This is a genomic window from Pseudomonas canadensis (assembly GCF_030980095.1).
In the GTDB taxonomy this organism is placed as follows: Bacteria; Pseudomonadota; Gammaproteobacteria; order Pseudomonadales; family Pseudomonadaceae; genus Aquipseudomonas; species Aquipseudomonas canadensis.
Map to the genome: position 1 here is coordinate 3,348,409 of NZ_CP133298.1, position 26,210 is coordinate 3,374,618.

At 61.2% G+C, this 26,210-nt stretch carries 26 protein-coding genes; 16 read left to right on the forward strand and 10 right to left on the reverse strand.

The window, feature by feature from the left end; translation table 11 throughout:
- The first annotated feature begins 85 nt into the window (after window positions 1-85).
- The 3 genes from RB216_RS15235 to RB216_RS15245 all read left to right on the forward strand — a co-directional run bounded on the left by RB216_RS15235 (window position 86) and on the right by RB216_RS15245 (window position 2,791).
- Window positions 86-511 carry a DUF2231 domain-containing protein gene (locus tag RB216_RS15235; protein WP_068932854.1) on the forward strand — a complete coding sequence of 142 codons (426 nt, stop codon included), beginning with the start codon at window positions 86-88 and terminating at the stop codon, window positions 509-511.
- Window positions 508-1,800, forward strand: coding sequence for a PQQ-dependent sugar dehydrogenase (locus RB216_RS15240; protein ID WP_028616344.1), 1,293 nt, complete (start codon window positions 508-510; stop codon window positions 1,798-1,800). Before RB216_RS15235 ends, RB216_RS15240 begins: the two co-directional genes overlap by 4 nt.
- Window positions 1,801-1,870: 70 nt before the next feature.
- The gene (locus RB216_RS15245; protein WP_308907495.1) at window positions 1,871-2,791 is read left to right on the forward strand and encodes a bifunctional helix-turn-helix transcriptional regulator/GNAT family N-acetyltransferase; all 921 of its coding nucleotides are present in this window, start codon (window positions 1,871-1,873) and stop codon (window positions 2,789-2,791) included.
- Between the two features lie 37 nt (window positions 2,792-2,828).
- On the opposite strand, the gene RB216_RS15250 is transcribed toward RB216_RS15245, so the two are convergent.
- On the reverse strand, window positions 2,829-4,232 hold the full coding sequence (locus tag RB216_RS15250; protein ID WP_308907496.1) for an MFS transporter: 1,404 nt from the start codon (window positions 4,230-4,232) through the stop codon (window positions 2,829-2,831).
- Between the two features lie 143 nt (window positions 4,233-4,375).
- Window positions 4,376-4,906, reverse strand: a complete 531-nt coding sequence (locus RB216_RS15255; protein WP_308907497.1) for a GNAT family N-acetyltransferase — start codon at window positions 4,904-4,906, stop codon at window positions 4,376-4,378.
- 307 nt (window positions 4,907-5,213) lie between these two features.
- On the opposite strand from RB216_RS15255, the gene proP reads away from it, so the two are divergent.
- Together proP and RB216_RS15265 are read left to right on the forward strand one after the other, a co-directional pair.
- A complete protein-coding gene (proP, locus tag RB216_RS15260; RefSeq protein ID WP_038849597.1) occupies window positions 5,214-6,716 on the forward strand; it encodes a glycine betaine/L-proline transporter ProP in 1,503 nt (500 codons plus the stop codon).
- Between the two features lie 50 nt (window positions 6,717-6,766).
- Complete coding sequence (locus tag RB216_RS15265; RefSeq protein ID WP_028616349.1) at window positions 6,767-7,270, forward strand: GAF domain-containing protein; 504 nt, start codon at window positions 6,767-6,769, stop codon at window positions 7,268-7,270.
- On the opposite strand, the gene RB216_RS15270 is transcribed toward RB216_RS15265, so the two are convergent.
- The gene (locus RB216_RS15270) at window positions 7,248-8,168 is read right to left on the reverse strand and encodes an AraC family transcriptional regulator (RefSeq protein ID WP_028616350.1); all 921 of its coding nucleotides are present in this window, start codon (window positions 8,166-8,168) and stop codon (window positions 7,248-7,250) included. The two genes, RB216_RS15265 and RB216_RS15270, sit on opposite strands and share 23 nt — an antisense overlap.
- Window positions 8,169-8,334: 166 nt before the next feature.
- Between RB216_RS15270 and RB216_RS15275 the strand changes: the two genes are divergently transcribed.
- The 3 genes from RB216_RS15275 to RB216_RS15285 are packed head-to-tail and all read left to right on the forward strand — an operon-like array spanning window position 8,335 to window position 13,177.
- A complete protein-coding gene (locus RB216_RS15275) occupies window positions 8,335-9,357 on the forward strand; it encodes an alpha/beta hydrolase (protein WP_028616351.1) in 1,023 nt (340 codons plus the stop codon).
- Window positions 9,358-9,395: 38 nt separating this feature from the next.
- On the forward strand, window positions 9,396-10,568 hold the full coding sequence (locus RB216_RS15280) for an MFS transporter (protein ID WP_308908885.1): 1,173 nt from the start codon (window positions 9,396-9,398) through the stop codon (window positions 10,566-10,568).
- A gap of 26 nt (window positions 10,569-10,594) precedes the next feature.
- Entirely contained in the window at window positions 10,595-13,177 is a 2,583-nt protein-coding gene (locus RB216_RS15285) for a bifunctional diguanylate cyclase/phosphodiesterase (RefSeq protein ID WP_068932841.1), read from the forward strand.
- Here the strand turns inward: RB216_RS15285 and RB216_RS15290 are convergent.
- Complete coding sequence (locus RB216_RS15290) at window positions 13,170-13,991, reverse strand: AraC family transcriptional regulator (RefSeq protein ID WP_028616353.1); 822 nt, start codon at window positions 13,989-13,991, stop codon at window positions 13,170-13,172. The genes RB216_RS15285 and RB216_RS15290 overlap by 8 nt on opposite strands.
- A gap of 98 nt (window positions 13,992-14,089) precedes the next feature.
- Here RB216_RS15290 and RB216_RS15295 point away from each other — a divergent pair, with 98 nt between their 5' ends.
- The 3 genes from RB216_RS15295 (at window position 14,090) to RB216_RS15305 (ending at window position 17,808) form a co-directional block, all read left to right on the forward strand.
- Entirely contained in the window at window positions 14,090-15,301 is a 1,212-nt protein-coding gene (locus tag RB216_RS15295; RefSeq protein ID WP_028616354.1) for an MFS transporter, read from the forward strand.
- A gap of 114 nt (window positions 15,302-15,415) precedes the next feature.
- Complete coding sequence (locus RB216_RS15300; RefSeq protein ID WP_068932837.1) at window positions 15,416-16,540, forward strand: sensor histidine kinase; 1,125 nt, start codon at window positions 15,416-15,418, stop codon at window positions 16,538-16,540.
- 101 nt (window positions 16,541-16,641) lie between these two features.
- Window positions 16,642-17,808, forward strand: coding sequence for a GGDEF domain-containing protein (locus RB216_RS15305; protein WP_122814586.1), 1,167 nt, complete (start codon window positions 16,642-16,644; stop codon window positions 17,806-17,808).
- Here RB216_RS15305 and RB216_RS15310 read toward each other — a convergent pair.
- Window positions 17,805-18,239 carry an MAPEG family protein gene (locus tag RB216_RS15310; RefSeq protein WP_028616357.1) on the reverse strand — a complete coding sequence of 145 codons (435 nt, stop codon included), beginning with the start codon at window positions 18,237-18,239 and terminating at the stop codon, window positions 17,805-17,807. The two genes, RB216_RS15305 and RB216_RS15310, sit on opposite strands and share 4 nt — an antisense overlap.
- The gene (locus RB216_RS15315; RefSeq protein WP_028616358.1) at window positions 18,232-18,537 is read right to left on the reverse strand and encodes a DUF2834 domain-containing protein; all 306 of its coding nucleotides are present in this window, start codon (window positions 18,535-18,537) and stop codon (window positions 18,232-18,234) included. The genes RB216_RS15310 and RB216_RS15315 overlap by 8 nt, the downstream gene beginning before the upstream one ends.
- 83 nt (window positions 18,538-18,620) lie before the next feature.
- On the opposite strand from RB216_RS15315, the gene RB216_RS15320 reads away from it, so the two are divergent.
- A complete protein-coding gene (locus tag RB216_RS15320; protein ID WP_308907498.1) occupies window positions 18,621-19,409 on the forward strand; it encodes a helix-turn-helix domain-containing protein in 789 nt (262 codons plus the stop codon).
- A gap of 54 nt (window positions 19,410-19,463) precedes the next feature.
- Window positions 19,464-21,173, forward strand: coding sequence for an amidase (locus tag RB216_RS15325; RefSeq protein ID WP_308907499.1), 1,710 nt, complete (start codon window positions 19,464-19,466; stop codon window positions 21,171-21,173).
- 116 nt (window positions 21,174-21,289) lie between these two features.
- Here RB216_RS15325 and RB216_RS15330 read toward each other — a convergent pair whose 3' ends face one another.
- Complete coding sequence (locus RB216_RS15330; RefSeq protein WP_122684839.1) at window positions 21,290-21,763, reverse strand: RidA family protein; 474 nt, start codon at window positions 21,761-21,763, stop codon at window positions 21,290-21,292.
- Window positions 21,760-21,978 (reverse strand): DUF6434 domain-containing protein, encoded by a 219-nt coding sequence (locus tag RB216_RS15335; RefSeq protein ID WP_308907500.1) that lies wholly within the window; start codon window positions 21,976-21,978, stop codon window positions 21,760-21,762. The genes RB216_RS15330 and RB216_RS15335 overlap by 4 nt, the downstream gene beginning before the upstream one ends.
- A 247-nt stretch (window positions 21,979-22,225) precedes the next feature.
- Here RB216_RS15335 and RB216_RS15340 point away from each other — a divergent pair, with 247 nt between their 5' ends.
- Window positions 22,226-22,657, forward strand: coding sequence for a nuclear transport factor 2 family protein (locus RB216_RS15340; protein WP_016979456.1), 432 nt, complete (start codon window positions 22,226-22,228; stop codon window positions 22,655-22,657).
- Window positions 22,658-22,685: 28 nt separating this feature from the next.
- On the opposite strand, the gene RB216_RS15345 is transcribed toward RB216_RS15340, so the two are convergent.
- Window positions 22,686-24,011, reverse strand: coding sequence for an aminotransferase-like domain-containing protein (locus tag RB216_RS15345; protein ID WP_308907501.1), 1,326 nt, complete (start codon window positions 24,009-24,011; stop codon window positions 22,686-22,688).
- Window positions 24,012-24,101: 90 nt separating this feature from the next.
- Between RB216_RS15345 and RB216_RS15350 the strand changes: the two genes are divergently transcribed.
- Complete coding sequence (locus RB216_RS15350) at window positions 24,102-24,992, forward strand: DMT family transporter (protein ID WP_122814582.1); 891 nt, start codon at window positions 24,102-24,104, stop codon at window positions 24,990-24,992.
- Here RB216_RS15350 and RB216_RS15355 read toward each other — a convergent pair.
- Complete coding sequence (locus tag RB216_RS15355) at window positions 24,989-25,543, reverse strand: YceI family protein (protein WP_372514811.1); 555 nt, start codon at window positions 25,541-25,543, stop codon at window positions 24,989-24,991. The genes RB216_RS15350 and RB216_RS15355 overlap by 4 nt on opposite strands.
- Window positions 25,544-25,678: 135 nt before the next feature.
- On the opposite strand from RB216_RS15355, the gene RB216_RS15360 reads away from it, so the two are divergent.
- Window positions 25,679-26,173 (forward strand): hotdog fold domain-containing protein, encoded by a 495-nt coding sequence (locus RB216_RS15360; protein WP_122814581.1) that lies wholly within the window; start codon window positions 25,679-25,681, stop codon window positions 26,171-26,173.
- The last annotated feature ends 37 nt before the right edge of the window (window positions 26,174-26,210 follow it).

Here is a 26,210-nt window from a genome sequence, read left to right on the forward strand (position 1 = left end):
TTTCCCGCGAACGCCACGCTCCTTTCCTATGCGAAGTCATTGCGCCCTGAATCCAGGAGCGCTGAACGATAAGGAGCCGCCCCCCATGACTACCCCCCCCGCCTACTACGCAACACGGCCAGGCCCGCTGCATGCACTCTTGCTGGCTGGCAGCGTACCGTTGTTTCTGGGTGCCCTGCTCAGCGACGTTGCCTACGGCCAGACCTACCAGATTCAATGGGCCAACTTCGCTTCCTGGCTGATTGCCGGCGCCTTGGTGTTCAGTGGGTTCGCGCTGTTGTTCGCGCTGGTCAACCTGCTTCGTGCGCGGCGCAAATCCGGACGACCTGCCACTTACTTCCTGTTGCTGCTGGCGGCCTGGGTACTGGGTTTGATCAATGCTTTCCAGCATGCCAAGGATGCATACGCCATGATGCCCGCCGGCCTGGTGCTGTCGGTGATCGTTACGCTGCTGGCACTGGTGGCTGCGTGGATCGGCCTGTCTGACCTGCGTTCGGGAGATGCCAAATGAAAACGTCCAGCACCCTGACCCTGTTGAGCGCCGCCCTGTTGCTGACCGCCTGCGGTGGCGAAGGCGACAAGACCCAGGCCCGCGGCCCTGACCCCAAACTGCCGGAGCAGCAAAGCAGCCTGCTGCCGAGCATGAAGATTGCCGAACCAGTGCCGTGGGGCGAGCAAAAACCCAAGGTCCCGGAAGGCTACAGCGTGACCGCTATCGCCACCGACCTGGCCATACCGCGCCAGACCCTGGTGCTTCCCAACGGCGACATCCTCGTCGCTGAAGGCCGTGGCGGCAGTGCGGCCAAGCTCAAGCCCAAGGATGTGATCGCCAGCCTGATCAAGGCCGAAGGCAACACCAAGGTCAAAGGCGGCAACCGCCTGACCTTGCTGCGTGACGCCGACGGTGACGGCACCTATGAACTCAAGACCGTGTTCGCCGAAAACCTCAACGCGCCGTACGGCCTGGCGTTTGCCAACGGCAAGCTCTACGTGGCCAACCAGGATGCGCTGGTGAGTTTCGACTACGCCGACGGCCAGACCAAGGCATCTGGCCCGCCCACCAAGGTCACCGACCTGCCGGCGCAGATCAACCACCACTGGACAAAATCCCTGGCGGTGAGTGCAGATGGCAGTCAGCTTTACGTGGGTATCGGCTCCAACAGCAACGTTACCGAACGTGGCATGGAAGTGGAGATCGATCGCGCAATGGTCTGGCAGATCGACGCCGCCACTGGCGCGCACAAGCCTTATGCAACAGGCCTGCGCAACCCGACGGCACTGACGATCCAGCCGGACACCGGGCAACTCTGGACCGTGGTCAACGAACGCGACGAACTGGGCCCCGACTTGGTGCCGGACTACCTGACCTCGGTGCGTGAAGGCGCGTTCTATGGCTGGCCCTACAGCTACTGGGGCCAGAATGTCGACCCACGTGCCCAGCCGCAGAACCCGGCCAAGGTCGCCGCCGCGATCAAGCCGGATTACAGCCTGGGCTCCCATGTGGCAGCGCTCGGCGTGGACTTCTCCATCCCGCAAATGGGCGAGCAGTTCGCTGACGGCGTGTTTGTCGGTGAGCACGGCAGTTGGAACCGCGACAACCCGGTGGGCTACAAAGTGATCTTCGTGCCGTTCAGCAACGGCAAGCCGTCCGGCGAACCGATCGACTTTGCCACCGGCTTTCGCGGAGACGACGGCAAGACCCGTGGCCGCCCCGTCGGTGTGACGGTGGACCCCAAAGGTGCGCTGATCATTGCCGATGACTTGGCCAACACCCTTTGGCGGGTGACGCGTAACCGCTAAGCAAAGTGTTTGACATGGTTGCCTTAAGCAACAATATAATTGCTTCAGGCAACCATTCGAGCATTCCCGCATGTCCACTCCCCTGCTTGTCGAACGCGCCGGCATCGTGCGCGGCTTCAATCGCTTCTACACCCACCAGATCGGCGTGCTGCAGGAACATCTGCTGCAGAGCGACTATTCGCTCACCGAAATCCGCGTGATGTACGAATTGTCCACCCGTGGTGATCTCACCAGCGCCGACCTGTGCCAGATGCTCAGCCTCGACGCGGGTTACCTGAGCCGATTGACCAGTGGTTTCGAAAAGAAGGGCCTGATCCAGAAAGTCCGCTCCGCCACCGATGCCCGAGCGGTGCAACTGCACCTCACCGACCACGGCCGTGCGGTGCTGGCGCCGCTGGAACAGCAGACCCAAAGCGAAGTCATCGCCCTGCTCGACAACCTGCCGGAAGCCCAACAGCGGCAACTCACCGACGCCATGAAGCGCATCCAGGCCCTGCTGCAAGGTACGGCGCCCAGCTATCTGCTACGCGATCCGCAACCCGGCGACATGGGCGTGGTGGTGCAACAACAGACCGCATTGTATGCCCGTGAATATGGTTGGAACTGGGAGTTCGAAGCATTAGTGGCGGAGACGGTCGCCAAGTACCTGAGGGCATTTGATCCAACCTGCGAGCGTTGCTGGATCGCGGAAAAGGACGGCGAAGTGGTGGGTTCGGTGTTCGTTATCCGCCACGGCGAAACCACAGCCCAACTGCGCATGCTCTACGTGGACGCCAGTGCGCGCGGCATGGGCATCGGCCAACGGCTGGTGGATGAGTGTGTGCGCTTTGCCCGGCAGGTCGGCTACCAACGCATGCAACTGTGGACGGTGGACGTCCTCGGCGATGCACGCAAGCTGTATCAGAAGGCCGGGTTCGCGTTGGTCGAGGAAGAAACGATAGACAGCTTCGGCAAATCCCTGGTCAGCCAGACCTGGGCGCTCACGCTGTAAAGTGGTCCCGCGCCGTTGCGGCGCGGGACATAAGACCTTACAGGTCAGTGATTTCCTTGTGACGTGGCACCAGCGTCTTCATCACGCTCCAGGCCACCAGGTAGGCCAGTGCGCAGATGGCGAACATGATCATGTAGCCGGTATGGATGTCGCCGACGGACTTGTAGTAGTCGAACACCCAACCGCCGATCTTGGTCATTACCACGCCACCCAGGCCGCCGGCCATGCCGCCGATACCGACCACCGAGGCCACGGTTTTCTGCGGGAACATGTCCGACACCGTGGTGAAGATGTTGCATGACCACGCCTGGTGCGCCGAGGCGCCCACGCCAATCAGCAATACCGGCACCCAGAAGCTGATATAGCCCAATGGCTGCGCCAGCAACACCACCAGCGGGAACAGCGCGATCACCAACATGGCTTTCATGCGGCCATCGTAGGGCGCATCGCCGCGTGCCATGAAGTAGCTCGGGAACCAGCCGCCGCCGATACTGCCGACCATGGTCATGCTGTACAGCACCGCCAGCGGCATCACGATATCGGCGCCTTTCATGCCGTACTGCGCCGACAGGTAGGTGGGCAACCAGAACAGGAAGAACCACCACACGCCATCGGTCATGAACTTGCCGAAGGCAAAGGCCCAGGTCTGGCGATAAGTGAGCAGCTTGAACCACGAAACTTTCTTCTCCACGGCGCCGGCCGGTGACGGGGTGAAGGGTTGCACGGTCTGGTCGCTGCGGATGTAAGCCAGCTCCGCCGCCGACAGGCGCTTCTGTTCATCCGGCTTTTGGTAGAGCGCGATCCACACCGCCACCCACACAAAACCCAACGCGCCAATCACGATGAACGCGGCTTCCCAGCCCCAGAGACCAGCGATCAACGGCACGCAAATCGGCGCCAGGATCGCGCCCACGTTGGCGCCGGAGTTGAAGATGCCGGTGGCCAGCGAGCGTTCTTTCTTGGGGAAGTACTCGGCGGTGGCTTTGATCGCAATCGGGAAGTTGCCCGCCTCGCCAATCGCCAGCACCGCACGGGACAGCATGAAGCCCGCAATCGACACCGGGATCACCGCCAGGCCTATCGCCCCGCTGATGGCAGCGATGCCCTCGCCCATCGGCACCGAGAACGCATGCATGACGGCGCCCGTGGACCAGATACCGATTGCCACCACATAAGCCGCCTTGGTGCCGATCTTGTCGACAAAACGCCCGGCAAACAGCATGGAGATCGCGTAGACAAACTGGAACACCGCCGCGATATTGGCGTAATCGGTGTTACTCCAGCCAAATTGCGTGGACAACTGAGGGGCCAAGAGACTGAGCACCTGGCGGTCGAGGTAGTTGACGGTAGTCGCGAAGAACAGCATCGCGCAGATGGTCCAGCGATAGTTGCCTACAGCTTGGCCAACGCGGTGAGCGTTGATGGGCTCGTTCAAGTTCATGGCATCACTTTTTATTTTTGTTAGGTAGGACACATGTAACGTCATATGTCGTCGTACAACTGCGACTTTTATATCGGGACGCCTGAACGCTGTCAATCTGAAAGATTGCCGTTTATCGAGGTATTGCGCGGGTATGTGAAATGTCAGGCAAAAGCAGTTGTAGGATGACGAGCGCGTAGTACCAGGCTGGGTGCCTTGCCCGGCACATCATCGAGCGTACCGAAAGGCTGCATGCCGATCTTTTCCAGTACACGGATGGATGCCGCGTGATCCGGACGTACCAACCCGAACACTTCGGGCAATCCAAGTGTTTCGAAGGCCAGCTTTAATGCATCACGGCCCAACTCGGTGGCGTAGCCCTGCCCCCAGGCTTGCGCCGCAAACCGGTAACCCAGGTTGATGCGTCTTTCGGTCAGGTAATCCATTGGCGCGATTCCACCAAAGCCGATGATGTGATCCGGCGCTTCGACGCGTGCAATCGCCCACCAGCCGTAGCCTTGGGTAGCCCACTGTTTGAGCCAGTGATCGAGCAGGCGTTGTGCAACCTCCAGGCTGGCCATGGGGCCGGCGGGGTTGAACAGGTTGGTCTGCGGATCCCCGTAGATCGCGAACAATCGCTGCACGTCACCGGGTTGTGGGCGACGGTAGGTCAGGCGCGAAGCGGCAGCAGGCATTCGGATTCCTCTCCTTTAGTTGTAGTGAGCGGGCTTGCCCCGCGCTGGGTGGCGCAGCCACCCCAATGTAATCACCGCATTTCTTCAGACAAAAATGCGGTGCTTGGTTTTAGGGCCGCTTCGCAGCCCAGCGCGGGGCAAGCCCGCTCACCACAGCAAGCCCGATCACCACTAAGCCTGCTCACCACAAAGAATGCAAAAAAAGCAAAATAGTGGTGAATTATTTCATGTCCGCTTGTATCTGAACTGACAGAGCGGTGCCATCGCAACGATGGCACCTCCCCTGTTCTGCTTTAGAGTGTCCCGCATGAAATTACGTAAGAAAAGCGTCAAGCCCATCGGATTGAAAGACATCACCATCGTCGACGACACCAAGGTGCGCAAGGCAATCACCGCCGCTGCCCTGGGTAACGCCATGGAATGGTTCGATTTTGGCGTCTACGGCTTCGTCGCCTATGTGCTCGGCAAAGTGTTCTTCCCCGACGCCTCACCCAGCGTACAAATGATCGCTGCACTCGGCACGTTCTCGGTGCCGTTCCTGATCCGTCCCCTGGGTGGCCTGTTCTTCGGCGCCCTGGGCGATAAATACGGACGGCAAAAGGTCCTCGCCGCGACCATCGTGATCATGTCCCTGAGCACCTTTGCCATCGGCCTGATCCCCTCCTACGCCTCCATCGGTATCTGGGCGCCGATTTTGCTGTTGCTGTGCAAAATGGCCCAGGGCTTCTCGGTGGGTGGTGAATACACCGGCGCCTCGATCTTCGTCGCCGAGTATGCCCCGGACCGCAAGCGTGGCTTCCTCGGCAGTTGGCTGGACTTCGGATCCATCGCCGGTTTCGTGCTGGGCGCGGGCGTTGTCGTGCTGATCTCAAGCATATTGGGCGAAGCTGACTTTGAGTCATGGGGCTGGCGCCTGCCGTTCTTCCTTGCCCTGCCCCTGGGCATTATCGGCCTGTACCTGCGTCATGCGCTGGAAGAGACCCCAGCCTTCCAGCAGCACATGGACAAAATGGAGCAAGGCGACCGCGAAGGCTTGACCCACGGCCCCAAAGTCTCGTTCAAGGAAGTGGCGACCAAGCACTGGCGCAGCCTGCTGACCTGCATCGGCATCGTGGCGGCGACCAACGTGACCTACTACATGTTGCTCACCTACATGCCGAGCTACCTGTCGCACAACCTGCACTACAAAGAAAACAGCGGCGTGCTGATCATCATCGCGATCATGGTCGGCATGCTGTTCGTGCAGCCGTTCATTGGTTTCATAAGTGACAAGATCGGCCGCAAGCCCTTCATCATCGCCGGCAGTATCGGCCTGTTGTTCCTGTCCATCCCGGCGTTCATGTTGATCACCAGCGGCAAGATCGGCCTGATCTTCGCGGGCTTGCTGATCCTCGCCGTGATCCTCAACTTCTTCATCGGCGTGATGGCCTCGACGCTGCCCGCAATGTTCCCGACTCACCTGCGCTACAGCGCGTTGGCCAGTGCATTCAACGTGTCGGTGCTGATCGCTGGCGTGACCCCGACCGCAGTAGCCTGGTTGGTGGAAAGCACCAACGATCTGTTTATGCCTGCTTACTACCTGATGGTGTTTGCCGTGGTCGGCCTGATCACCGGCCTGACCATGAAGGAAACCGCCAACAAGCCACTGCGTGGCGCAGCGCCGGCCGCTTCGGACATGGAAGAAGCCAAGGAACTGCTGCAGGAGCATCACGACAATATCGAGCAGAAGATCGAAGACATCGATGCCGAAATTGCCGAACTGGAGGCCAAGCGCAAGAACCTGGTCGAGCAACATCCGCGTATCAACTAACACCTGAAAGCGCGTGGCGGCTCGGGCCGCCACGCTACTGGAGTATCCCCATGGTTCCAAGCGTCACCGCACCACAGTCCCTGCTCAGCGCCGATGAGCGTGCTGCCATCGCCGAAATAGAAGCCACCACCAGCATCTTGCAACTGGTCACCCGCCTGACGGGGATGCGCTTTGCCGGCATCGCCAAATTCACCGACCTGGAATGGGTAGTCTGCTCGGTGCACGACACCGGGGACATGGGCATCCATGTCGACGATGTGCTCGATCTGGAAACCACCCTGTGCAGCGAGTTCTGCATCAACCCGCAAACCCTGTTCATCCCGCAGATCAGCCAGAACGGCCGCTTCGCAGCCCGCCCGGTGGTCAAGCAATTCGCCATTGAGAGCTATGCCGGCGCGCCGATTTTCCTGCCCGATGGCCGCCTGTTTGGCGCTCTGTGCGCGCTCGATTCAAGAGCGATGCTGTTTGAGGACCCCAACCTGCCGGAAACCCTGAACCTGTTTGCGCGGCTGATCGGGTGCATATTCTTTGCTAATTTGACGTCCGATCATTGACCTCGGTCCTGCCACGCAGCGCCGCGATATCACGTTTGGGTGGCACCCCAAACAACCGGCCGTATTCGCGACTGAACTGAGAGGGGCTTTCATAGCCCACCTTGAACGCCGCGCTGGACACGTCCTGATGCTCGTTCAACATCAAGCGCCGCGCCTCGTTAAGGCGTAGCCACTTCTGATACTGCAACGGGCTCATTGCCGTCAGTTGGCGAAAGTGATGGTGAAACGTCGCTGCGCTCATTTGCACGCGCGCGGCCAACTCGTCTACGCGCAAGGCCGCGGTGTAATTGAGCTTCAGCCAATCGATGGCCTTGGCAATCCGATACCCCTGGCCGTCGACGGAGCAGATCTGGCGCAATCGGTTCGCCTGGTCGCTTTTCAGTAGCCGGTAATGGATTTCGCGCTGAATCAACGGCGCTAGCACCGGGATGGCTTCAGGTTCATCGAGCAGCGCCACCAGGCGCGCAAACGATGCCAGCATGCCCTCGGTCACCGTGCCGATACCCACGCCCTTCAACACTGCCCGCTCCCGCGTTGGCGGAAGCTCACTCTGGGCGATCAGCTCGGCCAATATGCGCAAGTCCAGCTTCAACGTGAGCCCCAGGCACGGTTGCTCTGGGCTGGCCGCCAGCACTTCGGAGTTGGCGGGAATGTCCAGGGAGGTCACCAGGAAGCGTGACGTGTCATACGGGTAGCCTTCGCCACCGACCCACAACTGCTTTTCACCCTGGGCGACCAGCACGATGCACGGTTCCACCATGCACACGACGGGTGTTGCAGGCTGATCACGGTGATAAAAACCCAGGCCCGGAATCGGCATGGGGTAGTCACCGGGCGCGTGCACGCGCGAGCCGATGGCTTGGATCAGCGCATTCAAGGATGTTTGATGAGTGGTCATTACAGGCTCTTTCCTCTCTTCATCGGACTTTACCCCGTCGCGCCCATGGCCGTCCCCGGCAAACTACAAGACTCAGAGGATCAGGCAAGTATTCCAGTCAAACGCACTACAGAACCCTGCTCTCACTCGGGAAAATGCGCGGACCAACCTTCTCGAGGAACCCCCGATGAAAAGCCTCTTGCTCACCCTGAGTTTGCTGGTGACCTCAATGTCGACACTGGGAGCCGATATGTCCAATGGTGCTAACAACTTCTACCAAAGCGAGCGGGTGACCGTCGAAAAAGTCACCTTCAACAATCAATATGGCATGACGGTCGCAGGCAACTTGTTTGTGCCCAAGCACCTTGCCCCCTCTTCAAAAAATGCGGCAATCATCGTGGGCCACCCGATGGGCGCCGTCAAAGAACAGAGCGCGAATCTGTACGCCACCAAAATGGCCGAGCAGGGCTTTGTCACCCTTTCCTTGGACTTGTCGTTCTGGGGCGCAAGCGCTGGCGAGCCGCGCAATGCCGTGTTGCCCGATCTTTACAGTGAAGCGTTCAGCGCCGCCGTGGATTACCTCGGCACCCGCCCGATGGTCGACCGCGAGCGCATCGGCGTGATTGGCATCTGCGGCAGCGGCAGCTTTGCCATCGCAGCGGCAAAGATCGACCCGCGCCTCAAAGCCATCGCTACGGTGAGTATGTACGACATGGGCGCAGCCAACCGTAACGGCCTTAAACGCGGCGTGACCTTGGCGCAGCGCCAGCAAGTACTGCTGCAAGCCGCCAACCAGCGTTATGTAGAGTTCCAGGGTGGCAACACCGTCTACACCGGCGGCACGCCTCAGACCCTGACCGGCGATGCCGTGGGCGATGAGTTCTACGACTTCTATCGCACGCCGCGTGGTGCGTTCACCCCGGCGGGTGCCTCGCCGCAAAACACCACGCGGCCGACGCTGACCAGCAACGTTAAGTTCATGAATTTCTACCCGTTCAACGACATCGAGACGCTTTCCCCACGACCACTGCTGCTGATTGCCGGTGCCAATGCCCATTCCCTTGAGTTCAGCGAGGACGCCTACCAGCGTGCTGCCGAGCCCAAGGAACTGGTGATCATCCCGGATGCCGGCCATGTGGACCTGTACGACCGAGTCGGCCTGATCCCGTTCGACAAGCTGACCAGCTTTTTCAGGAGCAACTTGAAGTGATCTCCGACACCCCGAAAAACTGGGGCGCTGTGCTCGCGATGTCCCTGGCCGCCTTTGCCCTGGTGGCGTCCGAGTTCATGCCCGTAAGCCTGCTCACGCCCCTGGCGGCCGACTTGCAGATTACCGAGGGGCAAGCCGGCCAGGGCATTTCGGTGTCTGGTCTGTTTGCGTTGCTTACCAGCCTGCTGATCGCAGGCGTAGCGGCGCGGGTCGAGCGTAAGCGCCTCTTGCTGGCCTTGACCGTGCTGATGATTGTTTCTGGCACCGTGGTGGCGCTGGCACCGAATTACCCGGTGTTCATGCTTGGCCGTGCGTTAATCGGCGTGGCCATCGGTGGCTTTTGGTCATTGTCGGCCGCCACGGCCATGCGCCTGGTGCCTGAGCCCCAGGTGCCGCGTGCGCTGGCGATCGTCAATGGTGGCAACGCTTTGGCGACGGTGATCGCCGCGCCATTGGGCAGTTTTGTCGGCGGCTTGATCGGCTGGCGCGGGGCGTTCTTTTGCGTCGTCCCCGTCGCGACGTTGGCAGCGGCCTGGTTGATGATCAGACTGCCTTCAATCAAGGCTCAAGGCGTCGCCAAAAACAGCAGCCTGCTGCACTTGATGAAACGCACGCCGGTGGCCTTGGGCATGCTGGCGGTGAGTGTGTTTTTCATGGGCCAGTTTATGTTGTTCACCTACCTGCGGCCGTTTCTGGAGGCCGTCACCCAGGTAAGTGCGTCCGGGCTGTCGTTGATCTTGCTGGTGCTGGGATTGGCTGGTTTTGCGGGGACGTTGGTGATTGAGCGTTTCCTGAAAAAAAGCCTGTTCCTGACGCTGGGCATTATTCCGCTGGTGATGGCCGGGATTGCGCTGGCGCTGGTCATGTTTGGCAGTTCCACAGCGATAACCACGCTATTACTGGGGCTCTGGGGCCTGGTCGCCACCGCCGCCCCCGTGGGTTGGTGGACCTGGCTGTCAAAAACCCTGCCCGACGACGCCGAGGCAGGGGGTGGCTTGATGGTGGCGATCATCCAACTGGCGATCGCTTCCGGCGCTATCGTGGGCGGCCTGATGTTCGACCTGAGCGGGTATCAGGCGACATTCGAGTTGAGTGCTGCGGTGCTGAGCGTCGCGGCCCTATTGACGTGGTTGGCAACGCGCGCCAGCAGCCACCCTCCCCGGCGGTCTAAATGTTTTGCCAGAGCTGCCGATAGCAAGGGATACCCCTGACAAGCAGCGACGCCCTGCGGGAAACTATGCCGAACGCTCTCGCCCCTATCGTCCGCTCGCTTTCCGATCGCACCAGTCTGTCGCTGGCGCGCACCTCACTCTTCAGGTTCATGGCCTTGCTGGCTGTGGTGTTTGCCGCCGCGGCCTACTCGTTGGTCTATCTGGCCCATGAACTGGACCGCTCCGAGCAGGCTGAAAGTGCGTTCTATACCCGCAAAGCCGTGCAGTCGCTGGAAAAGTCCCTGCGGGTGACGGTCAAGGACTACGCCTTCTGGAGTGACGCCTACAAGCATTTGCATATGACGGTAGACGCTGATTGGGCCTTTGTTCGTGGCAACATCGGCGCCACACTGTTCGATGATTTCGGCTTTCAAGGCCTGTTCGTGGTCGACGACGCCAACCGCACGATGTATGCCGTCGTTGACGGCCAGTTACAGACCGTCGAACTCAACCAGTGGCTCGGTGGGCCCATCACCGAGATTCTTGAGCAGGCTCGCGCGGGCGCAGACAATGAGACACCCGCCACGGCCTTTATCAATGTGCACGGCAGCCCTGCACTGGTAGCTGCCGCCGCCATCACCCCCGGTACCGACCCCACGGTGTTGCCCGACGGCCGGACAGCGTCGGTGCTGATCTTTATCGATATTCTCGACAGCGCCAAACTGGCGGTGATCGGCGATGAATTCGGCGTGGACAAACTGCACGTCGCCACCGCCGATGAAATCGGCAAGACCTTGCTCTTCCCCCTCGGCGCCAACGGCTCGGCCGGCAGCCTCCACTGGGAGCCGGCTCGTCCCGGCTTGCGCCTGATGGGCGTAGGCCTACCGCTGCTGGGCCTGGCTGCGCTGCTGGTGTGCGTGATGACCTGGGTCATTTCGCGGCGCACCACCGCCGCCGCACTTGCCCTGGACGCCAGTCATTCATCGCTGCAGAACAGTCAGAACGCCCTGGCCACCAGCGAAGCCCGCTTTCGCGATGTGGTGGAAGCCAGTTCCGATTGGGTATGGGAAATCGACGCCGGCTGGCGCTTTACCTACCTGTCGGAACGCTTTGAAGGCGTGACCGGGCTGGTGCGCAACGCTTGGATCGGCGCCACAATGAACGATTTGCTGGAGACCGAAAGCGGCCTGCTCTCCCAGTGGCTCAGCGCCCCCGAACGTCGCCCGGATATCAGCGTGCAGTGTCGTTACGTCGATGCATTGGGGCTGGAACGCAGCACTCGACTGTCCGCACGGCAGATGCCATGTGGCGGGTTTCGCGGAACGGCCACCGATGTAACGGAAGAAGTCGAGGCCCGTCGACGCATCGAGTTCCTGTCCCAGCATGACGCCCTCACCGGGCTACCCAATCGCACGCGCCTGCAGGCGTTTCTGGAGGGCAAGTTCAAGGCCTTGTCGTCGTTGGAGCAGCCGTTGGTCATGCTCAGCCTGGACCTCGACCGGTTCAAACCGGTCAACGACTTGCTTGGGCACGCTGCCGGTGATCGGGTGCTCAACGAAGTGTCGGCCCGCCTGGCGGACTGTGTTCGCCATGGGGATCTGGTCGCACGAATCGGCGGTGATGAATTTGTACTGATCCTGACCGATGCAGGCACTCAAGACGAAGTCGAAGCCCTGTGCAAGCGCTTGATCGAATCCATCGAGCGTACGATCAGAATCGACGAGCAGGAGGTGTTTGTCAGCGCCAGCATCGGAATCGCCATCGCCCCCACCGATACCCGTGAAGCCACGGAACTTCTGCGCTACGCCGACATTGCCTTGTACGAAGCAAAGGCTGCGGGGCGCAATACCTGGCGGTTCTACTCCGGCGACATGAACGCGCGGATTATCGAACGCCGCCGCTTGGAGAGCGACCTGCGCTATGCGATCAAACACGGCGAGCTGCGCCTGCATTTCCAGCCGCGCTATCGCATCGCCGACGGGCAAATGGTCGGCGCCGAAGCCCTGGTGCGCTGGCAACATCCCGTGCGTGGGCTGATCGCGCCTGACACCTTCATCCCGATTGCCGAGGAGTCCGGGCTGATCCTGGCGTTGAGCGACTGGGTACTCGAAACCGCCTGCGCGCGTGCCGCCCAATGGCCAGAGCATCTGTTTGTGTCGGTGAACCTGTCACCCACCGAATTCAAGCGCGGCAACCTGGTCGAGCGCGCACGCCAGGCATTGGCGACGTCGGGTATCAACCCGGCACGGGTGGAACTGGAAATCACCGAAAGCGTCATGCTCGATGATACCGACGGCGCACTTGAGGTCATGCATACGCTAAAGCACTTGGGCCTGCGTATCGCCATGGATGACTTCGGCACCGGTTACTCATCCCTGAGCTACCTGCGGGCGTTCCCATTCGATGGTTTGAAGATCGACCGCAGCTTCCTGACCCGCCTGGAAGAAAGCGACGATGACAAGGCGATCATCCAGGCGATTGTCGGCCTGGGCCGGGCCCTGGCACTGACGGTGACAGCCGAAGGCATCGAAACCGCCGAGCACTTGGCATTACTCAAGAGCGTGGCCTGTGAGGAGGGCCAAGGCTATTTCCTCAGCCGACCGCTGGACATTGATGCGTTCAACGGTCTGTTGGACCTGCACGCCAACCTCACGCAGGCGCCTACCTGAAGAAATGACTCGGCGTCTTGCCGAACTGTTTCTTGAACATACTGGTAAAAGCGCTCGGACTTTCGTAACCCAGTTCCAGGGCGATATCGATCACCTTCTCCCCCACCGCAATCCTCTCCAATGCCAGCAGCAGCCGCGCCTGCTGGCGCCACTGGCCGAAGGTCATGCCGGTTTCCTTGCGGAACAGACGCTGGATGGTTTTCTGATCCAGGTTCAGGCGCTCACTCCAGTGGGCGACCGTGGAGGCGTCGCCGGGCTCTTCCTGCAACGCGAGGCAAATGCGCTGCAGGCGCGGGTCGGCGGGCTGCGGCAAGGACAGTGGCAAGGCCGGCAGGATGGCGAGCTCGTCGAGGATCAGGTGCATGATCCGCGCATCCCGCGAGTCCTCGGCATACGGCGGTTTCAGGCTCACCGAGGCCTTGATCAGTTCGCTCAGCAGCGGCGAGATACTTACCGTCTTCGGCTCGCCGGGCATGTTCGGGAAACGATCCGGGCGCACAAACACGCTGCGCATTTTCAGGGTGCCCACGCAACGCAGGGAATGCACCTGCCCGGCGGGCATCCAGATCCCGCGATTGGGCGGCACCGTCCATTGGTTGAGCGCCGAGTACACCACCATCACGCCTTCGATGGCGTAGAGCAGTTGGTGCTTCTCGTGGCTGTGGTCGGGGATCACCCAGTTTTCCGGATAATCCGTGGCGGAACTGATGACCGCCCACGCACCTTCGTTGATTTCCTGGAGGAATTCGTTCAGTGGTTTGATGATTTCGCCCTTTTTGCGATGGTTGTCGCCCGAATTACGCGAGACAGGCATCCCTGACGAATCTAGCATGAACGCCGAATCATTTTGTAATGGATGGCGACCTTAAGAAGTTGCCGCCTCTGATTAGCTGCCTTGTATGGAATGCCTGCATGTCGACCCTCACCGCGTCACCCGCCGCTGCAACCACCACACCCCAAGCCAGCCCTTTGGTCATGCGTGTTCTCGGCGCCTGCGCCCTGGCGCATTTGATCAATGACCTGATCCAGGCTGTGCTGCCGTCGATCTACCCAATGCTCAAGGCCAACTACGGCCTGTCGTTTACCCAGGTGGGCCTGATCACCCTGACGTTCCAGCTGACCGCATCCCTGCTGCAGCCGTGGATCGGCTACCACACCGATCGCCACCCGAAACCCTGGCTGCTGCCGGCGGGCATGGTTTGCACCTTGATCGGCATTCTGATGCTGGCGTTTGTCGGCACGTTCCCGGCGATTCTGCTTGCAGCAGGCCTGGTGGGCGTCGGCTCGTCGACCTTCCACCCGGAAACCTCCCGCGTTGCGCGCCTGGCGTCCGGCGGTCGCTACGGCCTGGCGCAGTCGACGTTCCAGGTCGGTGGCAACACCGGCAGTGCTTTCGGCCCGTTGCTGGCGGCCGCGATCATCATTCCTTACGGCCAGGGCAATATCGCCTGGTTCGGGTTGTTTGCAGTGTTCGCCATCTTGGTGCTTTACGGTTTGAGCCGCTGGTACCGCAACCACCTCAACCTGTTCAAGCTCAAGCAAGGCGGCAAAGCGACCCACGGCTTGTCCAAGGGCCGCGTGACCTTCGCCCTGGTGGTACTGGCCGTGCTGGTGTTCTCCAAATACTGGTACATGACCAGCTTGACCAGCTACTTCACGTTCTACCTGATCGAAAAATTCCAGCTGTCGGTCGCAAGCTCCCAAATGTACCTGTTCCTGTTCCTCGGCGCCGTGGCCGTCGGCACCTTCGCCGGCGGCCCGATCGGCGACAAGATCGGGCGCAAGAAAGTCATCTGGTTCTCCATCCTCGGCGCCGCGCCGTTCACCCTGGCCCTGCCCTACGTCGACCTGTTCTGGACGGCGGTGTTGAGCGTGGTGATCGGGTTCATCATCGCGTCGGCCTTCTCGGCCATCGTGGTGTATGCCCAGGAACTGGTGCCGGGTAACGTGGGCATGATCGCCGGGATCTTCTTCGGCCTGATGTTCGGGTTTAGCGGGATTGGCGCAGCCTTGCTCGGTTTGCTCGCTGATACCCACGGTATCGAGTACGTCTACAAGCTGTGTTCGTTCCTGCCGCTGGTGGGCATTCTGACGGTCTTGTTACCCTCCACCAAAGGCATTTGATCGCGCCTACGCCCACGACTGACGCAGGCAAGGACGCCTGCGTATAGCCATTCCGTGCTTAAATCCTTGTTTGGCAGTTTCCCGTGAGCTTCTGCCCATCCAAGGACCTCCCGTATGCGCCTGCCTGACTTCATTCTCGCGAACCTCGAGCCGATCCTTCAGGCGTGGGAAGACTTTGCCCGCACCATCCAGACACCTGGGGCCGACCTCGACCGTGGAGGCTTGCGCGATCATGCCGAGCAGATGCTTCGCGCCATCGTGAGTGACCTGCGCACCACCCAGACCGTGCAGGAGCAAACTGACAAGGCGCAAGGGTTGGCGCCGCAGAATGACGAAGAAAGCCCGGCTGAAACCCACGCGGTGACACGCTTGATGGCGGGTTTCTCCATCGACCAGATGGTGTCTGAATACCGCGCGTTGCGCACCAGCGTGCTCAGCCAGTGGCTTGATCAGGTCAAACACGGTACGGCGCTGGAAGTCGACGACATGAACCGCTTCCATGAAGCCATCGACCAGGCACTGGCAGAATCCATCGCCAGTTACTCACGTGCCGTAGAAGCGTCGCGCAATGTTTTCCTGGGCATCCTCGGCCACGACCTGCGCACGCCGTTGGGCGCGATTCTGCTGGGCGCCGACATGCTCCGGCGCTCGCCGACTGTGGACGAGCGCGGCAGCCGTGTGGCCACGCAGATCTATACCAGTGTGCAACGTGCCAGCCAGATCGTCGGTGATCTGCTGGATTTGACACGTTGTCAGATGGGGCCAGGCATTCCGGTCAAGCGTACTGAGGTCGATCTTGCACCGATCTGTGAACGCATTGTCGAGGAGATCCGAGCCTTTCACCCGGCTTCGAACATCGTCTTCGAAGCAAAAGCCCAGGCGACTGGCAGCTTTGATGGCCCGCGCATGGAGCAGGTATTTTCCAACATCATCAGTAATGCCGTGCAACACGGCGATGCACAGTTACCCATCACAGTCGAGTTGGCGACTCGCGCAGAGACGGTGGTGTTCACTGTGCGCAACGGTGGCAACCCCATTTCTGCCGATGTCCTGCCGTTCATATTCAATCCCATGGGGCGCTTTTCCCAACGGTCGGTCATTGAACACGGCCCAGCGGAAGGTCTTGGATTGGGCTTGTTCATCGCCTCTGAAATTGTCACCTCCCATCAAGGTTTAATTGAGGTCGAGTCAGATCTGGCGTCGGGAACGGTGTTCCGCGCGACGTTGCCAGTGCGTTAAATTGAATGCGTTGATAGCCGTTCGCCAGTAAGCCTCCGAAAACCTCGCGCGAACGCTTACAATCGCGGTTTTCAACGCAACCCTGGCAGACCCGGCAGCACATGACGCTCGACCCTCCTACGATTTTGGCACTCACCGTTGCCCTGGCAGCCGCTGCCGCCCTGTACCTGGCCGTTGAATGGCGCAGCGTGCGCGAACCTTCGCTGCTGTGCTGGAGCGCCGGTTTTGCCACCATCAGCATCGGCTCCACCCTCGCCCTGCTGCGCATCAACGGCTATTTGATGATCGGCATCTGGTTCGCCAACGGCTTGCTGGTGACCGCGCATTTCCTGTTCTTGCTCGGTGTGGCGCGATTCACGCAAACACGCTTGTCGCCCGTGTGGCTGCTGATGCTGGTGGCCTGGTTTTGCATGCTGATGCTGCCGAGTGATCCTTCATGGTCTAAAGCCATGCTAGCGGTACAGTCGCTGTTGGTGGCGTTGCCGACCCTGCGCGCCAGCTTTTTACTGCGGCCCCATGGCAAATCCCTGAGCATCGGCGCCGTGCAACTACGCTATGTGCTGTTGATCCACGGCGCGTTTTATGTGGTCAAGGCGCTGTCGGTGCTGATCCCCGGCACCTTGATCGACCTCGCCGCGTTCAAGGGCGAGATCATCCAGATTTCCCTGGTGGAAGGCGCCATGGCGATCATGCTGATCGCGTTGTCGATGACCGGCTCCGAACGCTACCGACGCGAACAACAGATTGCCCGCCTCGCCGCCCGCGACCCACTGACCGCCCTGTACAACCGCCGCGCCCTCGACCTGCGCGCACCGCGCCTGCTGGCCCAGGTCTCGCCGGCGCAACCCGGCGCGTTACTGCTGATCGACATCGACAACTTCAAGTCGGTCAACGACCTCTACGGCCACACCGCCGGCGACCGTTTGCTGATCGCCTTGAGCGAGATGATTCGCAGCGTGGTGCCCCAGGGAGCATTGGCCGCACGCCTGGGCGGGGATGAGTTCGTGATCCTGCTGAACCCGGCGTCCACCGAGCAGATCGTCGAACTGGGCAGCAGCCTGCGCGACCAGTTCCAAAAGCTGGCCGCGCAGACCTTCACCACGCCGGCGCCGGTAACCCTGAGCATCGGCGCCAACCTGTTCGACCAGCCGCCACCGAGCCTCACGGCGTTGATCGAGCAAGGCGACACCACGCTGTATGAAACCAAGCGTGGCGGGCGCGATAGTATCCGGTTGGTGGATAGAACGGGAACCGCACCCTATGGTTAAGTGGAAATCACCATCAGCCTGGCAACCACAGTGGCGCCCTGCCCGAGCAGGCAGATTGCGCCCAGCCCATACGCGAGCGTCCGCCAGGGCTGGCACCCCACCAGATACATCACCGTATGCGCAACCCGTGCAAGGGTAAAACAGACAAATAACCCTGCCGTCACAGCGCCGCTCGCCCCCAACGCAATACACAGCCCGCCCAACACGAAAAACAGTGGAATATTCTCCAAGTCGTTCGCCCAGGCCTTGGTCGCCCTCATCACTTGCGGCAGTTCCGCTGAATGCGCAGCACGCTTGAAGAACGCTGCATCCTCCAGGTTGGTAAACGCCTGGCGCCGTATCCGAAAGATCCCCTGATAACAGGAAATCGCAAACATCTTCAGGCACAGCACCAGCACACAGAGTGCGTAGACGTGCAAAAGCTCATTCATCACGCCCCCCGTACACCACCAGATAGAGCAACGGCCCCACCGACACAAACACTGCCGTCAGCACAAAATACGGCAGCAACGAAACCACCGAGCGCCCGCGACGTCGTGCGTCCTGGTACATCCACACACACGCCAGCACCGCCATCAAATACAGGTCGATCACCACCTGCGCGGTGTCCGGCCGTGACATCAGTTCACGGCCAAAGGCCCACAGCGACTGTTCGGCTGTCAGCATCGTCGCCAGGGTGTAGAACGAAAATCCCAGCAAACCGGCCAGGGCGATAAAGCGACTGCTCATGGTCTCTTCCTTGAAGTGATGGAAGCCCACGTTAGTGATAAGGTTCGGACCCTCGCAATGACCTCGGAGGTCATGATTCCGCCATGGACAACCTTGTTACTGCCGGCGAACAGCTGCGCCAATTGCGCCGGCACGCCAAGCTGAGCCAACTCGACCTGGCCCTGATCACCGGCATTTCCCAGCGTCACCTCAGTTGCATCGAGACCGGTCGCGCCAAACCAGGCACCGCCACATTGCATAATCTGTTGACGGCACTGGAGGCACCGCTGGAGCAGTGCAACCGCGTATTCCTCGCCGCCGGCTATGCGCCGCGCTACACCGCCACCCCGCTCGCCTCGCCGGCCATGGCAGCAATCCGCGAAGCCGTCAGCCATGTGCTGCACGCCAACAATCCGGCCCCTGCCATCCTGTTGGGCAGCCAGTGGGAAGTGCTGGCGGCGAATGCCAGTACCGGCCTGCTGTTTGAATTAGTGGGCATCCGGGCGGATGCCGCTGAGGGCGTGAACTTGCTGTCGACGCTGCTGCAGCCGGGCGGCCTGGGCGATCACCTGATCAATGCCAAGGAGATCCGCGCCCTGGCCTGGCAGCGCGCCACCCGTGAAGCGCTGGGCAATCCCGAACTGGCCGCATTACTGGCGAGTTTGCCGACACCGGCCAACACCGAACTGCCCGCGCACATGCCGCCGCTGGTACTGACCCGCGTGCGCTCACGCCAGGGTGAACTGAGTTTTTTGTCCACCTTCACCACGTTTGGCATGCCCCAGGACATTACCCTCACCTCCCTGCGGATCGAACATCTGATTCCCGCTGACGAGGCCACCTGGCAGGTGATGCGTGGCGCCTATGCGGAGTATGCGGCGCTGGTTTTGTGAAATATCTGTACGTAGACTGCCGCCATACCCCCACTTGAAGGCGGCGAAAAAAACGTGATGCAAGTTACCGAAGTCTCCATTGCCCAATTGCGCGCTGCGCTTGAATCCGGCCAGACCACGGCGGTTGAACTGGTCAAGGCCTACCTGGCGCGGATCGAGGCCTATGACGGCCCGCAGACCGCCACCGCCTTGAACGCCGTGGTGGTGCGCAACCCCGACGCCCTGAAAGAAGCCGAGGCGTCCGATGCACGCCGGGCCAAAGGCGAAATCTTGGGGCCATTGGATGGCATTCCTTACACCGCCAAAGACAGCTACCTGGTCAAGGGCCTGACCGCCGCCTCCGGCAGCCCGGCGTTTGCCCGCCTGGTCGCCCAGCGTGATGCATTCACCATCGAACGCCTGCGCGGCGGCGGCGCCATCTGCCTGGGCAAGACCAACATGCCACCGATGGCCAATGGCGGCATGCAGCGTGGTGTGTATGGCCGGGCGGAAAGCCCGTATAACGCCGACTACCTGACGGCGCCGTTTGCCTCCGGTTCGTCCAACGGCGCCGGCACCGCGACGGCGGCCAGTTTTGCCGCGTTTGGCGTGGCCGAAGAAACCTGGTCCAGCGGACGCGGCCCGGCGTCCAACAATGGCCTGTGCGCCTACACCCCGTCCCGTGGCGTGATTTCGGTGCGCGGCAACTGGCCGCTCACACCGACCATGGACGTGGTCGTGCCTTACGCCCGCACCATGGCCGACCTGTTGGAAGTGCTCGATGTGGTGGTGGCCGAAGACCCGGACACCCGTGGCGACCTGTGGCGTTTGCAGCCGTGGGTGCCGATCCCGAGCGTCGCCTCGGTGCGCCCGGCGTCCTACGCTGAACTGGCCGTGAGTTGCGAATCCCTCGCCGGCAAACGCTTTGGTGTGCCGCGCATGTACATCAACGCCGACCCTGACGCAGGCACCAGTGAAAAACCCGGCATCGGCGGCCCTACCGGGCAGAAGATCAACACCCGCGCCAGCGTGATCGACCTGTGGAACGACGCGCGCCAGGCGCTGGTTGCGGCCGGTGCCGAAGTCATCGACGTAGACTTCCCGCTGGTGTCCAACTGCGAAGGCGACCGCCCTGGCGCACCCACCGTGTTCACCCGTGGACTGGTCTCCAAGGAGTTCCTCCACGATGAACTGTGGGAACTGTCGGCCTGGGCCTTTGATGACTTCCTGCGTGCCAACAATGACCCGGCCCTCAACCGCCTGGCGGATGTGGACGGCCCGAAAATCTTCCCCCACGACCCCGGCACCCTGCCCAACCGTGAGGACGACCTGGCCGCGGGCATGGACGAATACGTGCGCATGGCCGAACGCGGCATCACGCCTTGGAACGAGATCAGCACGGTCCCCGATGGCCTGCGCGGTTTGGAACAGACCCGCCGCATCGACCTGGAAGACTGGATGGACACGCTCGGTCTCGACGCCGTGTTGTTCCCGACCGTGGCTGACGTAGGCCCGGCGGATGCTGACGTGAATGAAGCGTCGGCTGACATTGCCTGGAGCAACGGCGTGTGGGTCGCCAACGGCAACCTCGCCATCCGCCACCTCGGCGTGCCGACCGTCACCGTGCCGATGGGCGTGATGGCGGATATCGGCATGCCAGTGGGGCTGACGTTTGCCGGACGGGCATATGACGATTCGGCGTTGCTGCGGTTTGCTTCTGCCTATGAAGCCACCGGCAGCAAACGCCTGATTCCACCGCGTACACCCCCGCTGGCAACTGACTAAACGCCCTCCCAGTAGGAGCCGGCTTGCCGGCGATAGCGGTCTAACTGTGAGGTTGCGCAGCCTGGACCAACGCCATCGCCGGCAAGCTGGCTCCTACAGTTGAATCGAGTGTCACATCAAGCGCTGTGGGCGACGGCAATCATATCGATCTCCACTGCCGCCGACTTCGGCAGTTGCATCACCCCCACCGACGTACGCGTATGCACCCCGGCGCTGCCAAGGATCTCGTGCAACAGATCCGACGCACCGTTGGCCACTTCACTCTGCTGATCAAAATCCTCGGCACTGCGCACATACACGGTGATGCGCAGGATTGCCTTGACCTGGTCCAGCGAACCCAAGGCCTGCTTCAGCAACCCCAGGCAGCGCAACGCGCTGATACCGGCGGCGATTTGCGCCTGGGCCAAGGTCAAGGTGTCTCCGACCTTGCCCGGCAGCACGATGGCATCGCCGACCCGGGGAATCTGGCCGCTGATGTACAGGTGGTTGGCGTCCCGGACCAGTGGCGTGTAGTTGCCACCGACTTTGAATTCATCCAGCTGATAGCCGAGACGTTGCTGGGCGGCCTGGTATTTTTCGTCGGGTGTCATGGGCGTGAATCCTCGTTTCGGCGTTGCCGCTCGTCCACCACGTCGCCCAGAGTCTTGGGCACCTCGTTGCGGATCCAGGCCATGAACGGCCGGTCGAATTTGAACCCTGGGCCGCAGTGTTCACGCATGAAGCGGCGCACGTTTTGAGTGTTTTTGTAGTGTGGGGTTACCGGAGTGGCGCGGGTGAGTGTGTCGCTGTGCCAGTCAAAATCCATTTTGTCTCTCGGGCAGTGTCAGGTTTCGGCAGTAGCATAGCGATGTGCTACTTGCACAGGAAGCGAGGCATGATTAGATCGACGTGTTGAGACATCGTATAAGTTTGCGTGTGTTTTATAACGCCTTAAAGCCTAATCTATTCAACATATTTCGAAATTTCACTTTCCTTCCCCACCCGAAATATTGCATGGTTGTACGACGACTTAAGCTGTCGTGCCAGCCTCCAACAACAATAAGGAAACACCCATGCAAAACGTCAAAGTGCTGATCGGATTTCTGTGCCTGTTCACCGGTTATGTCGCAGCCGCGCCTGCCCCTGCCGAAAAGGATGTGGCACAAGCGGTCGACCAACTGACCCAAGCCATGCTGCACCTGGACCTCAAGCAACTTCACGCGTTGACGGCCGACAAGCTCACCTACGGTCACTCCAGCGGCAAGGTGCAGAACAAAGACCAATTCATCGCTGACCTGGAAACCCATACCAGCGCCTTCAAGACCCTGGAAATGCAGAACCAGACCATCACCCTGCAAGGCGACACCGCGCTGGTACGCAACCACTTCCATGCCCTGGCCGTGAACAGCGGCGTTGAAGTGCCTACCGACATCGACAACTTCCAGGTCTGGCAGAAACAGAAAGGCAAATGGTTGCTGATCGGGCGTCAGGCTTACAAGTACTGATGTCCAGCGGTGAGCCGCCGAAACCGGCTCACCACGCCACCACCTTGCGCACCTTGAGCAACGCTTCGCGCAGTGCCGACATCGGCACCGAACCCAAGGCCAACCGCAACGCGTGCGGGACATACCCCGAGACGGCAAACGGCTCGGCGGTGGACACTGAAATATTGTCGCGCTGCAAGGTCATGGCGACCTGATCGGCCCGGGCGTCTTCCGCCAACGGCAGCCATAGAAAATACGACGAGGGATGGCTGATGGTGGTCAGCCCTTTGAACACCTGAGCGGCCAAAGCCTGGCGTGCCTGGGCGTCCTCGCGCTTTTGCGCCTCAAGCTGTGCCACGGTGCCATCCTCCAGCCATGCCACCGCCATGGCGCTCATCACGCCGGGTACATTCCAGGTGGTGGCCATGAGGGTGCGCTCCAGCGTCTTTACCCATTCCATCGGCGCCGCGACAAACCCCACGCGTAGGCCCGTCGCCACACTTTTTGACAGCCCACCCACATACACCGTGCGTTCCGGCGCCAGCGTCGCCACCGGGGGCGGTGGGTCTTCAGCGAGGAACGCGTAGGCCGCGTCTTCGATGATCATCAGATTGTGCTGACGGGCGATGGACACCAGCCGTTCGCGTTGGACCAGATCCATCACCCAACCGAGGGGATTGTGCAGGGTCGGCATGCTGTATACGGCGCGCACCGGGCGCTTGCGACACAGGTTTTGCAAGGCTTCCAGGTCCGGGCCGGTCGGCGTCACCGGGATCGCGACAATTTCCAGGTGCAGGGTTTCGGCCAGTACCTTGAAGCCCGAATAGGTCAACGCATCGACCGCAATCACGTCACCGGGTTTGAGCAACGCCATCATCGTTACCGCCAGGCCATGTTGGGCGCCACTGACCAGCAGCACTTGGTCGGGCTCCACGGTAAGCCCACGGTTCAATAAGTGCCGCGCAAAGGCCGCGCGCTCATGCAGACGCCCGGCGTGGGGCTGGTAACGCAACAGCGCTTCAAGGTCGCCGGACAGCGCCAGTTGGCGCAATGCTGTGCGCAACAGGTCTGCCTGGCCCGGCAACGAGGGATAGTTGAAATTGAGGTCGAGCATGCCCGCCGTCACCGTCATCTGACCACTGCCCTGCCCGGGCGGCAACGAGATTTCGCGCACGAAGGTGCCACGCCCGGGTTCGCCGCTGACCAGGCCCATGGCCTCAAGCTCGGTGTACACGCGGCTGGCGGTGACCAGTGCCAGGCCATGCTCGGCGGCCAATTGACGATGCGTCGGCAGGCGCGTGCCAGGCGGCATTTGGCCGCTGCGGATGGCTCCAGCAAAGGTGTCGACCAAGGACTTGTAGCGAGCGCGCGGCATTGGGATGTATCCATGACAATTTTTTGATTGTCTTAATGCTCGCCCCTAGGATGGCCTGAACGCAACCCCTCCGGCTTCGGGCACTCCCTCATGGAACGTACATCCCCTCTCAACACCCTGGACACCAGTACCCAGGGCTGGATCAACGGTTTTATCGGCGTGGTGATTTTCAGCGGTTCATTACCTGCCACACGATTGGCCGTGATGGAATTCGACCCAGTGTTTCTCACCATGGTCCGTGCCGCGATCGCCGCCGTCCTCGGCGTGTCTTTGCTGTGGCTATTCAAGGAAAAACGCCCCGCGCGCAATCAGTGGGTGCCGCTGGCGATTGTCGCCCTAGGCGTGGTGATTGGCTTCCCCTTGCTCACCGCCCTGGCGTTGCAATACGTGACCTCGGCCCACTCCATCGTATTCATCGGCCTGCTGCCCCTCGCCACCGCCGTGTTTGGCGTGTTGCGCGGCGGCGAGCGACCGCGGCCGGTGTTCTGGCTGTTCTCGGTGCTGGGCAGTGTGCTGGTGATGGGTTATGCCGTCGCCCAAGGCTTGAGCGCCGCACCGGCCGGCGATCTGCTGATGCTGCTGGCAGTGCTGGTGTGCGGCCTGGGTTACGCCGAAGGCGCCAAGCTGTCGCGCAGCCTGGGCGGTTGGCAGGTGATCTGCTGGGCACTGGTGGTGTCGATGCCGGTGGTGGTGCCGTTGAGCCTGATGCTTGCGCCGTCGAGTTTCAGCGGCATCAGCCTGCCCGCCTGGTTGAGCCTGGCTTATGTGTCACTGTTCAGCATGCTGATCGGCTTTGTGTTCTGGTATCGCGGGCTGGCCCAGGGTGGCATTGCCGCCGTCGGCCAGTTGCAGTTGCTGCAACCATTTTTCGGCCTGGCGCTGGCGGCAGGCCTGCTGCATGAGCAGGTCAGCCTGGGCATGGTGCTGGTGACGGTCGCGGTGATCGGCTGCGTGGCCGGCGCAAAGAAGTTCGCGCGTTAACGCTGCGGCGCAACCATCTTGAACTTGATGTTGATGTCATTGGATACCACGCTGTTGCCGGCCCACTCACCCTCGCCGATCTTGAAGTCGCCACGTTTGAGGACGAACTCACCGTCGAACACGCCAATGCCGCTCTGCTCCTTGAGCACCACGTCCACGTCCACCGGGCGCGTGGTGCCCTTGATGGTCAGATTGCCGCTGATCGTGTAGCGGTTGTCGCCCAAGGCTTTGACGCCGGTGGATTCGTACACGCCCACCGGAAACGTCGCGGTATCAAACCAGGACGCGCGTTGCAGCTCGCCGTTGGCGTCCGGGCTGCCCGCGTCGATACTGGCCAGATGGATCTTGAGCAAGGCATGCCCGGCCTCCGGTTTTTGCGTGTCGAAGGTCAAGGCGCCTTCAAACTCGCTGAACGTGCCATACACCCGCTGCCCCAATTGCTTGTAGGTGAAGCTGATCTGGCTGGCGGTGCGGTTGACGTCCTTGTACTCCACCGCCTGGGCGCTGGCACCATAAGCAAGGATCAAGGCCAGTACGGCGACCGGGGACATAAGACGTTTCATGCAACGCTCCGCTAGAGGTAAGGACACAGGTACTGAGCTAACACGCCACACCAGGGATTTATTCCCATCCGGCGCCTGTCCTGCTAAACAGAGTAGTCGCACACGCACATATAAGGACTCTGCATGCACGCCCCTTCACTCCAGGACATCACCGCGCCGGAAGGCATCTGCTACGGCTGCGGCGGCAGCAACCCCCACGGCCTGCACATCAAGAGCCGCTGGGACGCGGACGGCATCCACCTCGTCGCCGAGCACCTGCCCGAAGCCCACTACAGCGGCTGGCCCGACCTGGTCTACGGCGGCCTGATCGCCATGCTGGTGGACTGCCACTCCAACTGGACCGCCATGGCCTACCACTACCGCGCCGAAGGGCGCGAACCCGGCAGTCTGCCGCGCATCGACTGCGTCACCGGCAACCTGGGGATCAAATTCATCAAGCCGACGCCCATGGGCATCACCCTCACCCTGCGCGCGCGGGTCGACGGTGACGTGGGACGCAAGACCCGCGTGATCTGTGAGGTGTACGCCGGTGACGTACTGACCGCCATCGGCGATTCGATCTTCGTGCGCGTCGACACCGGTCAATTGGCCGCCGTCGCCCATGGTCGCGAGGGCTGATCCTGGGCTACATTGACCGCCACCGCTAATCGAGGAT